The sequence below is a fragment of the Litchfieldia alkalitelluris genome (genome assembly GCF_002153425.1).
Taxonomy (GTDB): domain Bacteria; phylum Bacillota; class Bacilli; order Bacillales; family Salisediminibacteriaceae; genus Evansella; species Evansella alkalicola.
In genome coordinates this window covers 1214592-1228588 of record NZ_KZ119600.1, presented here as the reverse complement: position 1 = coordinate 1228588, position 13997 = coordinate 1214592, and the positions used below count along the sequence as shown (strand labels likewise).

The window sequence follows — 13997 nt, the reverse complement described above, 5'->3', positions numbered from 1 at the left end:
TGATAGAATGCTACAAACGTTCTGTTTTCGGGAGCTTCCTTTCCTCACTGTAAATGACCGTCGTCACTACGAATGCCACAGGCAATAAATACCCAATCAAAGCCTGAACCATGGCAACCCAGCGCCCGATCCCCTGTGGTGTAATGTCCCCGTACCCCACTGTCAGCATCGTCACTGCACTGAAATACATGACATCTTCTATTAAATGCCCCAAAGATGTAAATTCAAGGGTCTCCCCCTCCACTAAAACAGATTGACCTAACAGCTCCAAGCCCATGTAAATAACCGCAAACCCTGACATCACCGTCGCATAAACAATGATCAGGATTATGAAATTCCTCGTGGATATCCTGCGCCCTTCTGGAGGCTGGTTTCTCAATAACAAAACTAAGCTAACAATAACTCCCGCACTCGCAATGAACATAGCAAACATAATTAGGAGGTCCATCATTGTAATCACCTCCATTTACTTTATGAAAAAAAATAGTGAAATAGGACAAGTGAGTTGGATTTTTTTGATTGTTCGTGGTTTTGCGTGTGGGAGGAGGGGGGATTGGGGTGGCGGCGTGGACGAAGCCGCGACAATGGTTGGATCGCAACATCCTGGTTAAATACTTTTTTCTAAAGCAATCGAAATAACTAATCAAGGTACTTGCTTGAAAGATAGGTCAAAACAAGAGCTTGGGGCTACACCCCGAAGAATAATTACCTTTTTTAAGACTAAATTGGTTTATGTGCTATCCTGCGGTTTGATTTTAGTTCCCTTTGGATCGCCTTTCACATTGCTTCGGGCACTATCTGCTCGGTTTAGTGCCCGAAGCACTCGCATCACCGATGCTCCGGGCACTATCAGCTCGGAATAGTGCCCGAAGCGCTCACATCAACTTTGCTCCGGGCACTATCAACATGCATTAGTGCCCGAAGCACTCGTCTCACTGTTGCTCCGGGAACTATCAGCATGCATTAGTGCCCGAAGGACTCGTCTTAACGTTGCTTCGGGCACTATCAGCTCGGTTTAGTGCCCGAAGCACTCGTCTCACTGTTGCTTCGGGCACTATCAGCATGCATTAGTGCCCGAAGGACTCGTCTTAACGTTGCTTCGGGCACTATCAGCTCGGATTAGTGCCCGAAGCACTCGTCTCACTGTTGCTCCGGGAACTATCAACATGCATTAGTGCCCGAAGCACTCGCATCACTATTGCTCCGGGCACTATTAGCATGGATTAGTGCCCGGAGCGCTCGCATCACCGTTGCTCCGGGAACTATCAGCTCGGATTAGTGCCCGAAGCACTCGCATCACCGATGCTCCGGGCACTATCAGCTCGGATTAGTGCCCGAAGCGCTCACATCAACTTTGCTCCGGGCACTATCAGCTAGGAATAGTGCCCGAAGGACTCGTCTCACCATTGCTCCGGGAACTATCAACATGCATTAGTGCCCGAGGCGCTCGTCTCACTATTGCTCCGGGCACTATCAGCTCGGTTTAGTGCCCGAAGCACTCACCTCATCGTTGCTCCGGGCACTATCAGCTTGGATTAGTGCCCGAAACCATCGACCCACCGTTGCTCCGGGCAATTAAACCTACTATAAACCCTTATACCACGAGCACACCAACCAAAAAAACAAACCAAACCCCTTTTAATTACCTTTTTTCTATCTACTAGCCGCATCTGAGGGAATTAAACCTCCCCCCTCCAAATGCCCCAACCCGATTCCCAACCATGCCCTTCTCTTCCCCGCCCAACTCTCCCTCCAAAACTCCACACTCAGCCTCCCCCCTCATATATCATTTCTACTCTCCTCATATAAAATGGTACAATAGTCACCATACGAGCGTATAACAGCATGAGCCCATATCAACGAATGCCATAACAGCACAAGCTCATATCAACAAATACCATTAACAGCACAAGCCCATATCAGGCTCAACCAACCTAACAATCTAACAACCTAACCACACACATAAAAGGAGGATCCACATTGAATCTCAATTTCAATCGATCAGAGGAATTATATAAAGAAGCCCAAGATGTAATCGTAGGTGGCGTTAACAGTCCGTCCCGCTCCTACAAAGGCGTTGGAGGCGGCACCCCAGTTTTTATGAAAAAAGGAAAAGGGGCTTACTTTTGGGATGAAGACGGCAATCAATACATAGATTATCTGGCTGCATACGGGCCGATCATTACGGGACATGCCCACCCCCACATTACAAAGGCCATTCAAGAAGCTGCGGAAGATGGAGTTCTTTACGGCACACCGACCGTACACGAAAACAAATTTGCGGCCATGCTTCAGGAAGCGATCCCTTCCTTGGAAAAGGTCAGATTTGTTAATTCTGGGACAGAAGCCGTGATGACAACCATCCGAGTCGCCCGAGCGTACACGGGTAGGGACAAAATCATTAAATTTGCTGGTTGCTATCATGGCCACTCCGACCTTGTGCTCGTTGCTGCAGGGTCAGGGCCATCCACGTTGGGGAACCCAGATTCCGCTGGGGTGCCAAAGAGCATCGCCAAAGAAGTCATCACTGTTCCGTTCAATGACACGGACGCCTTGAAGGAAGCACTGGACCATTGGGGCGATGACATTGCTGCAGTTATGGTGGAGCCGATTGTAGGCAACTTTGGCATTGTAGAGCCAGCACCTGGTTTTTTAGAAAAAGTAAATGAACTGACACACGCAGCTGGTGCCCTCGTCATTTACGATGAGGTGATCACCGCATTCCGCTTCATGTACGGCGGTGCCCAGAACCTCCTTGGGGTCGAGCCAGATATTACGGCCCTTGGAAAAATTATAGGCGGCGGTCTTCCAATCGGTGCTTATGGCGGGAAGAAGGAAATTATGGAGCAGGTGGCGCCACTTGGACCAGCGTACCAGGCTGGGACGATGGCAGGTAATCCTGCATCTATCCGCGCAGGAATCGCTTGCCTCGAAGTATTGAAGAAAGAAGACACTTACGACTATTTAGACAAGCTTGGGGAAAAACTTGAGGCTGGAATTGCAGAAGCAGGTCAACAATACCAAATCCCAATCACGATCAACCGCTTAAAAGGTGCCCTCACCGTTTACTTTGAAGCTGGTGAAGTGAAAAATTATGAGGACGCAGAAAACAGTAATGGAGAAATGTTCGCTTACTTTTTTAAACAAATGCTTCAGCAAGGCATTAATTTAGCCCCTTCTAAATATGAAGCTTGGTTTTTAACCATCGCTCATACAGAAAAGGATGTGGAGCAGACAATCCAGGCTGTACAAACGGTATTCTCTAATTGGAAATATACAAAATAATGAATAAATATAAGCGAGCACTTCTCAGGAGGTGCTCATTTTTGCCCCCTCCCACAACTGCAAACGCTTACAAAACACTTATAAAATCAACAATCTAATACCAAAATGAGATTAACTCATATCAAAATTAGATTGATTTTTCCGAAACCCCCTGTATAAAATATTGTTCTTTTATACATCCGGTGATATCGTTAAAGTAATTCAGACAATTCTGTAATCATGGATAATTATTGCCTTTTGATGTCAGATTATCTCCGGAATTACAGAGGACGAATCACTTTAGGAGGTGAAGGTCAGATTATGACCATCAATATGAGAAACCAAAACAAACTAATTGAGACCTTCCGGGGAGCACTTAAACAGGAGCATGACAGTTGTGGAATCGTATCATTCGTAGAGAAAGAGAACATTCCTACAAAGGACAACATTGACAACACCATTCAGGCACTCATCAAAATGAATCATCGTGCTGGATTTATTAACGATGAAGGGGACGGTGTCGGAATCCATATCGATATTCCAAGAGCCCTTTGGAAACAGAAGCTCGAATCCAAGAATGTAGATCCTTCACTCGTAAATGAAGAGACATTCACAGTGGGACATTTCTTCATTGATAACGAAGCAGATGCAGAACAGACGCAGCAAGAGATGCGCGATAAAATTACGAGCAAAGGCTTCAACTTTATTTTTGAAAGCACAAGTGAAACAAACCGAGAAGCACTAGGGCCAATTGGTAAAAAACACGAACCTGTTTTTTGGCAAGTGGCGTTAGTTGGAGAACAGCTTGACCAAGACAAACCGTTGGCCTCTCTCCTCTTTGAATTAATGATTGAAATAGAAGAGAATACGTTAGTTCATGTGGCTTCTTTCAGCAATGAGCATGCTGTTTACAAAGTAATGGGTGGAGGAGACATTCTCCCAAGGTATTACAACGACTTGGCTAACCCATTCGTAGCCTCAACGACAACGTTAGGGCATAACCGTTATTCGACAAATACACTATCTAATTTTTTCCGCGTGCAGCCGTTTAGTGTCATTGGTCACAACGGGGAAATTAATACGATCGCTAAATTACGGGACGAGGCGAATATGCTTGGCGTACCGCTTGTTGATGGGGGTAGTGACTCACAGGACTTAAACCGTGTCCTTGATACGTTCATTTCAAGACATGAGCTCTCCCTATTTGAAGCGATGGAGGTTCTGTTCCCGCCGATTATCAATGAGATTAAGAATTTTCCAGCTCATTTGCAAGACTTATATACTTACATTCGTGAAGCGTGGGGCCATTTCGCGCAAGGGCCTGCAGGGATCATTTCCCGCTATAAAAATGAAGCGGTGTATAGTGTAGATGCTTTAGGCCTCCGTCCAGTTTGGATGCTTGAAACAAAAACAAGCTACGCCTTTTCATCAGAGCAAGGGCTTTTCACTTCTGACCATTATCAGGCAGAGCCGAAACCATTAGCTCCTGGTGAAAAAGTAGGGTTAGTACGTAACAAAGAAACGGGCGTCATCGATGTTTTCTGGCATGATGAATTGCAAGAGGAAGTGTACAGCAGAATGGCTGGTCGCTTGCCAATTGAAAACGCTCATGAACGCCTCAACACAAACTTATCTGTAAATACAGAGTCTATTAAATTTCAGCAAACCGTTACACCTGCAGTATATTCCGCGAATGGTTGGGATCGTGAACACATTCAACTTATTGAACAGATGGCGGAAAAAGGGGCCGAGCCAATCCGCTCACTCGGACATGATGCCCCACTTGCTGCGTTACACCCAGGCAGAAAAAATGTAGCTGATTTTATTAAAGAAAGTGTGGCAGTTGTAACGAACCCTGCGATTGACCGTGACCGTGAAATGGAGCACTTCTCCACTCGCGTTGTCATCGGAAAACGCCCTGCCCTATTTAATAAAGAAGCTTTACAAACTATTGTCGAGTTAAATTCACCAATCATTGCAGAGGGCGTGGCTGGTAAATCCTTGCAAGAAGCTCATGGTCAGCCGACTTTCGAGGGACTCCTTGCAACATTCAATCAAGCAAATGAAGCGAAGACCCTTTCCATGGTGCGTTACGAAGAGGAGACAGTGGAGGATACTCTCAACCGTCTAACGGAGGAAGCGAGTCAAGCCATCGATGAAGGGAAGTCCTTCCTAGTTTTTGACGACATGAAGGCTCATCAAGACGGCAACTATTGGATCGATCCACATCTCGCTGTCTCAGCAGTGGACCAAGGTTTAACGAAGCTAGAAAAGCGTCGCGACTGCTCCTTTGTCGTAAGATCTGGCAGCATTCGTTCCTTGCATGATATCGCCGTTATCTTCGGCCTAGGTGCTGATCTCGTCCACCCGTATGTGATGTTTGCATCTGTTGTGGAGAAAGAATTGACCCCTGCGGAAAAATTATTTGGTGCCCTTAACAAAGGGTTGGAAAAGATCATTTCAACGATCGGAATTCACGAGCTAAGGGGTTACGGACGCCTCTTCTCCTCTATGGGATTAAATGAAGAGATTGCCGACCATCTCAATATCGTGAACTTCTTAGGTGGAAAAAATCTAGCTTACAACTTCGAGCAAATGGAGCAGGATAGCCTAGAGCGAATGAAAGATCACATGAACGAAAAGGCTCGTCCAGGGAAAACGTTCCACATCTTCCCTCGCCTTTGGAAAGCTCTAGGTGACTTGGCCTCTGGTCGCGGCGACTACGATGCGTACCGCGAAAAGCTTAGTGAACAGGAATCAAAAAACCCTATCAGTATCCGTCACTTAACGGATCTGAAAAAGGTAGATTCAAATGTAGCAGCTGAAAAGGTAGATGTAGGTGTTGCAAATCATAGCCTACCATTTATGATCAGCTCCATGTCCTTCGGTTCTCAAAATGAAACTGCCTTCCGCGCTTATGCAGAAGCTGCCGATCGCCTCAACATGATCAGCTTCAACGGTGAAGGTGGAGAAATCAAGGATATGCTCGGAAAGTATCCAAATACTCGTGGACAACAAATTGCCTCTGGTAGATTCGGAGTCAACGTAGAGTTATTAAATTCAACAAATCTACTTGAGATAAAAATTGGTCAAGGGGCTAAGCCAGGTGAAGGTGGTCACTTACCAGGTTCTAAAGTTACAGAAAAGGTTGCAGCAGCACGTAACGCAACAACTGGATCTGACTTAATTTCACCATCAAACAACCATGATATTTACTCTATCGAAGATTTAGCGCAAATGATCACAGAGATTAAAACAGCTAACGACCAAGCAAAAGTTGCTGTAAAAGTGCCGATCGTACCAAATATCGGAACCATCGCTGTCGGTATTGCAAAAGCTGGTGCTGATTACATCACACTTAGTGGTTTTGACGGCGGTACTGGTGCAGCCCGTGTTCACGCACTCCAACACGTTGGACTTCCAGCGGAAATTGGTGTTAAAGCGGCTCACTTTGCCTTGCTTGAAGCAGGCCTTCGCCACAAAGTGGAAATCTGGGCTGACGGCGGTGTGAAGAGCGCCCTAGATTCATTAAAGTTAATGCTTCTTGGTGCAAACCGCATTGGTTTCGGAACATTATCCATGATCGCAGTTGGTTGTACGGCTTGTCGTGGCTGTCACTTAGACACTTGTCACGTTGGTATTGCCACGCAAATTGAAACGGAAGCACAAGCGAAGGAACACGGCTTACGACGCTTTGTCCCTCGTGAATATGATCTCGCTGTTCAAGGCCTTATGAATATGTTCAATGCTTTCGGTAAAGAGCTACAAACTTTAACTGCAGCCTTAGGTTTTGAAAAAACGCAAGACTTAGTTGGTCGCGCAGATTTATTAGAACAAGTGCAAGGTTTTGACCAAATGAACCTAGAAGAACTTCTTGCAACACTTCCTGAGCAAGATATTACAACGATCGAACCACAAGTACAGGAAGTGAAGAAAGTTGAATCTAAGCTAGCTGTTGCAGTGGGCGCTGAGTATTTAGATGGAAATGTCGAAGAGTTAATGACTTCCCGTGAATACTCCTCCGTCACAGCAGAACAACGAGTATTAGGTAGCCGCGTTGCTTGTCACCGAGTGCGCGGAAAGTTAGACGGTTCCTACCGTCAGCTTCCTGAAATCGATCTGAAGTATACAAACGGATCCATTGTCGGGAACGGCCTCGGGGCTTATAACAGTGACGGCGTCAACATTCACATCACTGGTGGTGCTCAAGACGGCGTTGGGAAAACTTCATTTGGTGGAAGCTTCAAGATTTTAAAATCAAAAGGGCTTCACGGGGAATACGTCAACGGTTCTGTTGGTAAAGGTGCAGGCTACGGTGCTCAAAAAGGGTTGTTCATCATTCAAGGAAATGCTGACTCCCGTGCAGGTATCCGTCTCTCTGGCGCTGACATGATCTTCGGTGGCCGCCTAAAGCAGCCAATTGACAGCTCTCGCAAGCATAATATTGGCGTTCACGCCAATATTAAAGGGTTTGCCTTTGAATATATGACAAATGGTCGCGGACTTGTCCTTGGTGACCCAGGTCCATGGATTTGTGCAGGTATGACTGGTGGTGCTGTCTACCTCCGACACGATCCTGAAAACGGTTTGGATAAAGCTGCCCTTGAGTCCCGTATCGCAAAAGGTGCCATGGTCAGCATTGAAGAGTTGTCAGAAACTGGTGTCATGGACGTCACTGAGCTTCTCACAATCTATCACAATGAATTAAAGGAACACGGCCAGGCTGACGAAGCTGCCTTCGTAGCGGAGCTGTTACAGGATCCAAAGCAAAACTTCTTGCAGGTGATTCCTGTGAAGGAGCAAGCGGACCCAGCAGTATCCACGGAGTAACCTTGTTAGCTGGTAATCACATCATATATCGAACGTTGCGCCGCATATGTTTGTAGCATTTCGAATGAAATACTCATTGCGTTACCAGGTAACCAACTCATATAACGCACCTCACCTTGTTACCAGGTAACCAACCGGTATATCGCACACACGTTCACGACTGTATATAATAAAGCAAACTCCCAATCTACTTCTTGTAGATCGGGAGTTTGTTTCATGTATAAGAATGGAAGAATACTAATATAGTGGAAGTGGGACACTAGATTCTAGAGTGATATCGTGCTCGTAAGAGCACGTTAACTGGTAACTCAACCAATATATCGCACATCAAAGGGCATAGTTGTTGTCCCTCAAGGCTTATGCCACCATTGATGTGCATGCAAGTTACCAGGTAACAAGGTAGCAACGAAGGTAACAAAAAAGACACAATCTTTAAGACATTATATTCCTTATTATAGATTAGGCTTGATTGTTTACTAAATCCAGTGTAGAGTATGTTTCGATATGATTTATATATTAAAGTATATTCATATGTAAATCACACGTACGAAACCGAGAAAAAGACCGGGGAAACAGCGCTTAACCCGCTTCCCCCGCTTCACCTAATGAAAATCAAATCATCTATATGAAATTGAAATATTAACTGTAGAAAGGGTCATGAATACAAATGAGGCTTGGAGCCCGTATTTTTAAAACAGGTTTAGCTGTTACATTGGCATTATATTCTGCACTATGGCTAGGCTTTGAAACACCTGCATTCGCAGCGCTTGCTGCATTTTTATCCGTGCAGCCATCTGTACACAAAAGTATTGTCCTAATTTGGGATCAGATTCAAGCAAACATTCTAAGCGCAGCCTTGGCAATCATCTTTGTTTTAGCATTCGGCCACGAACCGTTTGTAGTCGGTGTCGTAATTATGTTAGTGATTGCGATCCATTTGAAGTTGAAGAAAGAAGCAATCATTCCGTTGGCAGTGGTTACGTCCATCGTAATTATGGGAAGTCCTACTGATGATTTCATTCATTTTGCGATGAATCGTTTCTTCCTTATTTTTATCGGCGTCATTGCTGCATTTATCGTGAATATGATCTTCTTACCGCCGAAGCATGAGAACCTCCTTTATCACAAGGTGGTTGATACAAACGATCAAATCATTCAATGGATTCGCGTCGTGACTCGTCATGAAGGGGATTTTCGAGCCTTAAAGAGTGACCTTCCGAAGCTGAAGCTCTCATTAGGTAAGATTGAGAATTTACTTTCACTATATCGGGAAGAGCGTCATTATTTGCGAAAAAATGAGTTTCCACGTATGCGTAAAGTGGTTTTATTCCGCCAGATGGTGAACAGCACGTCGAAGTCTTATCGGATTTTAGATGCATTAAGCAAGTATGAGAATGAGCTAAATGAATTACCAGTAGCTATGCAGGATATTATTCGTGATCATTTGGACTACTTAACCAATTATCAGGAACGTATCTTCTTAAAATATAGTGGGAAAGTGAAGCAGACTCCAGAGGAAATTTATGAGGAAGTCGGTCTTGGAAAAAGACAGTTGACGGACCTGTTCATGTCGTTTTACGATGAAGGCGAAGTTGATCGAAACGACTGGATTCACTTTTTCCCAGTCATCGCCTTAATTATTGAATACAGTGAGGAACTAGAAAGGCTAGACCGCCTTGTAGACGGATTCTTCAAATACCACAGGTCTGATAATAAATTAAAGATCAAAGATAAAGAGTTATAAATGAAGAGGCTGGGACATAACTAAAGTGCTTAACTAAAATTCCGAACCATAAACTAAAGCGGAGGAAATATACAAAGACTCCTGCGGGATTCAAAGGCAGGGGTGAGACCCCGCAGATGCAACGCAGCGAGGAGGCTCACCAGCCGCCCGCGGTAAAGAAGACACTGCGAAGAATGAGCAGATGTCGCACTTATGCCTTCGGTGAAAGCGAAGTATATTTCCGTAGCGAATGTTCGGACTTTCATATGTTAAAACACTTTTGTCTCAGCCCTTTTTCTATGATTAGCTTGCCGAACTAGTTTTTTCCCCAGTATTGGAGTCACGATAAGTGGATTTCCTCTCATGCCGCCACTTAATGAACAATAAGATGGATAAATACGCGATGATTCCCCACCATATATACATCTGCCAATCACTCATGGAGCCAGGAAATCTTTCGTCCATTCGATACCAGAAGAAAAGCCGTTCCGTATAGGTTATAAATGTAACAAAACCACTGATAAATAAATACCACCAATATTTCAAAATATATCCCACCCTCACCTAATTTATGTTTATACAAGATGCACCCTTGGCGATTTAGGGGTAATGCCTAAATGTCCTACTGTTTCTATCTGAACATCAGATTAGAAAACAAATGAGGATTAAAAGAAAGTTGATTCCATACATTTGCTTTAAGGTTATTTTTCTACATAGATTTATGACGATAATTCCACTTAAACTAACTACAATTCCGTAAGACCAGCTTGGTATAGATTCCATTGAATAAAAAAGTACGATAAATGAAAGGGCACATACCATTACCACATTTCCTAGTACATGATAAGCTTCCGTGAGATTTTTCTGACTTTGTTTATCTAGTTTTTCCACTGTTTTTCCCCCAACCCACCCACTTGCTTTTTTGGCCAAAACTCGTATAAGTCCCTAAGCATATGCACAAGCTGTTTTATCCCAATACCTTCGACAAAAAAGAGCATTTCTCCTTCCTCAAGAAATGCCCTGTTAACCAAAAATATTATTATATAGAAGTAAAATCAACCAACAAATTAGGGCTACTCCCACCAGAGAAAATACTAGGAAAACTGGGGAACTTCGCCTGCCATGAGCAACTTTATTTGGAAGTTGATCTACCTTTGATATGTCTGGCTTATGTAACTTTGTTTTTATATATCCAAAGCCTACCATGCATAGTATATAAACGAAATGAATGATAACTGAAGCTATAAAGCCATATAAGAGTAGCTCCACTTTACATCCACCCCAAGACATTTTCTTTTTAACAAAAACTAGATAACTATGTATCGAGAATGAAAGTAATTAATCTTATCAAACTTGAAGACTTATATTACAAACATATAATATATTCCTGTAACTGCGATTCCAGCGAAAAAACCGAAAATAAATAGATTTACAACGATTTTTTTATTAAAAGTCATCTTACTAATCCCTCCACAATAATCAAACGCTACCTTACTCTTATTAAGGTTTCTTCACCCAAAGATTCCGGTATAAATTGGTTACTTCCACTTCAATAATTGGGTCAGTGTCCAAATCAATTTCAACCTCTTCCCCTTCTGGGAATAAGTAAAATCCAAATTTATCTCCGTCCCGATAGACTAAGTCAGTAGAAGTGGCTGGTGATAAGACAAAGGTTTCTCCTCCATATGTCGCTTTTGCCTCAGCCTGAAATATCTTCGAAGGTTCGTTATTAAATGTAGCATGCTCAATTCCAGATACTAATGAAGCGCCACTTGTATTATAATTGCCACTTGACCTGAAAATTACTTCATAATTTGAATCATTTTCAACGTTGAGATGTGAAATATAAATTTGAGTTTTATCATCATATAAGATTTTCCCTTCGTTGCTTTCAAGATCGCTTAAGTCAATTTCAACAACAAATTCTCCTTCCACCTGATGGGCCATGTTATGATACTTGTCTTCATTATTTGATAGATGACTGATTCCATTTATCAATAGCCCAGGCACTCCACTTAACCAAATAACAAAAGAAATAACTAAAACACCAATTACAGTAACAATTATTTTTTCTTTAAAAGTAATGACAGTTTCCTCCCTTATGCTACGTCTATTAATCATTTAACCTTTGATTATTTCAACAACTTTTTCTTTCGTTACTATCCCTAAAATAATCGATGCAACAACTACAATGATGGTACCTATCAATGTAGATAATCCAGACCAAAAACCGCCAATAGTATAACTTATAAGTATATTAAAAACATTAATATAGATAATGAAAAAGATAACTACTAATAATCCATTAACAAACTGCTTCAAGTTTTCAACACCACCAGACATATTTTTTCCAAACCATAACCCCCTGTAACCCCTGTTTAATAGGAAAGCATTGCTCCCCTTTCATCAAAAACAGATGATGGGTTATATGCAACTTCCCATATATTGTTCTCCGGATCAGCAAAATACGCTGTTCTTCCTCCCCAAAAAGCATCACTTGGCTCTCTTAATATTTTTCCACCAGCTTTTCTTATTTCATCGATGGTTTCATCTACTTCTTGAAGTTTATTAACATTTATAGCAAAAGAAACACCGCGGAAGCTATCTGTATTCATGTTAATTTTCAAACCTGCATCTCTTGCTAATTCTTCAATTGGGTATATAGAAAGGATTACTCCAGCTGTTTTAAAAGCGGCATAATTATCAGAACTAATTTCTGTCTCCTCCCATCCAAGACTTTTATAAAAAGAGCGAAGTAAAGGTAAATCAAAAGCTCCAATTGTTATCAAACTAACTCGTTGCAATACCATAGCGTTTTCCATCAAGTTTATTTATAAAACATTTTTTAAAACGCTCTGTTAAACTTTGCTGTCATTAACATACCTCACTAAAAAATAGAGTAAATTATTCAAACTTAAAGGTATATCCCTTGTAGTTAAATGCATTTTTTAAACCGATTTTTTCTGCAACTGCAATCGAAGTTTTGTTAGACTCCATACAATCCCAATAGGGTACTAGATTATTATCATAGCAATGTTTTACAAAAGTCAAAGCTACTTTTTGTGCTAATTTTTTACCTTGATGCTCTTCTAACGTTTCAATATCAATACAGTGAACATTACAAACAGCAAACCCCGAAATACAAATACTTACTATTTTATTTTTATAAACAGCACAGTAACCAATGCCATCATGAAAGAACCTTTCTGGTGTTGTCCAAAACTCTAGTATCTTTGATTGCAAAAAATCAATATTATTAATTGAATTCTTACTGTTATTAAAAAGTGTTTCAGTAATTCTGACAATATTATACTCTTCTACAGCAAGATCTAAGTTACCTTTATAATCTTTTTTCTCCAATGAATAAACCCTTTGATTCCAACTTTCTAAATTACGATATTTAAATAGCTTTTGTATAGTTTCATCCCATCTACTATGGTTACCGATCCCCTCAAACCAAGTTAAACCTACCTTTTTGGCCTCTGGACTAATAATTGTATTTATGAAATGGTTTATTTCGGCGTTAAAACCTTCGTTTCGTTCATTTGCAATAAAGAAAAATCCATCGTTATTACCTAACCAAATCATACCCGAAGTTGGAGAATCGATGTCATCTACAAAAATACGTCCAGGGTTTATGCCTTTGACAATTGCCTTTGGTTCTAAATGACCTTGCTCATTTAACAAACCCTCACATTTGAAAAATTCAGATTTCTTTAATTCTGAGATCACTAGATTTCGCCTCCCCTTCAAGAACACAATTCGGACCTTTAGAAAATATGTACTAAATTCAATTCCACCCTTCAAAGGCCTTGTCTAGTTTTTCGACTAAGGCTTCGTTTCCGGCCACATAATATAACAAAATTTTATCTTTACTATAAGATGCGTTTGGCATAAAGATCGCAGCAGGGTATGGATCCTTTTCGACTTCCATTCTATCGTCTACTGAAGAGAAAAAGTGGATACGAAATCTTCCTTCCTCTAGTTCATAAACGTAATTTTCTACTGTCTTTGAGAGTTCCTCTGACGGGTGTACTTCTCTTTCTTCATAGCTTATTCCTTCATTATCAAGGATCCCTAATATCTCATCTACTGTTAACTCTTGTTTTCCAGAACAACCAGAAATAAAGAATATGAATACTACTATTGCTAAAAATAAAGCTACAAATTTTTTCAAAGT

Annotated in this window: 11 protein-coding genes; 3 read left to right on the top strand and 8 right to left on the bottom strand. The window is 41.9% G+C overall.

Annotated elements, in window-relative coordinates:
• Positions 1-10: 10 nt before the first annotated feature.
• A complete protein-coding gene (locus BW724_RS05660) occupies positions 11-451 on the bottom strand; it encodes a potassium channel family protein (RefSeq protein WP_176371310.1) in 441 nt (146 codons plus the stop codon).
• A 1529-nt stretch (positions 452-1980) separates the two neighbouring features.
• On the opposite strand from BW724_RS05660, the gene BW724_RS05655 reads away from it, so the two are divergent.
• The 3 genes from BW724_RS05655 (at position 1981) to BW724_RS05645 (ending at position 9838) form a co-directional block, all read left to right on the top strand.
• On the top strand, positions 1981-3285 hold the full coding sequence (locus BW724_RS05655; protein ID WP_140354916.1) for a glutamate-1-semialdehyde 2,1-aminomutase: 1305 nt from the start codon (positions 1981-1983) through the stop codon (positions 3283-3285).
• A gap of 300 nt (positions 3286-3585) precedes the next feature.
• Positions 3586-8094, top strand: coding sequence for a glutamate synthase-related protein (locus BW724_RS05650; protein WP_088074310.1), 4509 nt, complete (start codon positions 3586-3588; stop codon positions 8092-8094).
• Between the two features lie 667 nt (positions 8095-8761).
• A complete protein-coding gene (locus tag BW724_RS05645; protein ID WP_088074308.1) occupies positions 8762-9838 on the top strand; it encodes an aromatic acid exporter family protein in 1077 nt (358 codons plus the stop codon).
• A gap of 282 nt (positions 9839-10120) precedes the next feature.
• Here the strand turns inward: BW724_RS05645 and BW724_RS05640 are convergent, their stop codons facing one another.
• The 7 genes from BW724_RS05640 to BW724_RS05605 form a co-directional block, all read right to left on the bottom strand.
• Positions 10121-10363: a hypothetical protein gene (locus BW724_RS05640; protein WP_088074306.1), complete on the bottom strand. Its 243-nt coding sequence runs from the start codon at positions 10361-10363 to the stop codon at positions 10121-10123.
• A 96-nt stretch (positions 10364-10459) separates the two neighbouring features.
• Positions 10460-10708 (bottom strand): hypothetical protein, encoded by a 249-nt coding sequence (locus BW724_RS05635; protein ID WP_088074304.1) that lies wholly within the window; start codon positions 10706-10708, stop codon positions 10460-10462.
• Positions 10709-11317: 609 nt separating this feature from the next.
• Positions 11318-11938, bottom strand: coding sequence for a hypothetical protein (locus tag BW724_RS05625; RefSeq protein WP_088074300.1), 621 nt, complete (start codon positions 11936-11938; stop codon positions 11318-11320).
• Positions 11939-12160, bottom strand: coding sequence for a hypothetical protein (locus tag BW724_RS05620; RefSeq protein ID WP_088074298.1), 222 nt, complete (start codon positions 12158-12160; stop codon positions 11939-11941).
• Positions 12161-12195: 35 nt separating this feature from the next.
• Complete coding sequence (locus tag BW724_RS05615; protein WP_088074296.1) at positions 12196-12627, bottom strand: VOC family protein; 432 nt, start codon at positions 12625-12627, stop codon at positions 12196-12198.
• A gap of 94 nt (positions 12628-12721) precedes the next feature.
• Complete coding sequence (locus BW724_RS05610) at positions 12722-13549, bottom strand: GNAT family N-acetyltransferase (RefSeq protein WP_088074294.1); 828 nt, start codon at positions 13547-13549, stop codon at positions 12722-12724.
• Positions 13550-13607: 58 nt separating this feature from the next.
• Positions 13608-13994 (bottom strand): hypothetical protein, encoded by a 387-nt coding sequence (locus tag BW724_RS05605; RefSeq protein ID WP_088074292.1) that lies wholly within the window; start codon positions 13992-13994, stop codon positions 13608-13610.
• Positions 13995-13997 lie beyond the last annotated feature (3 nt).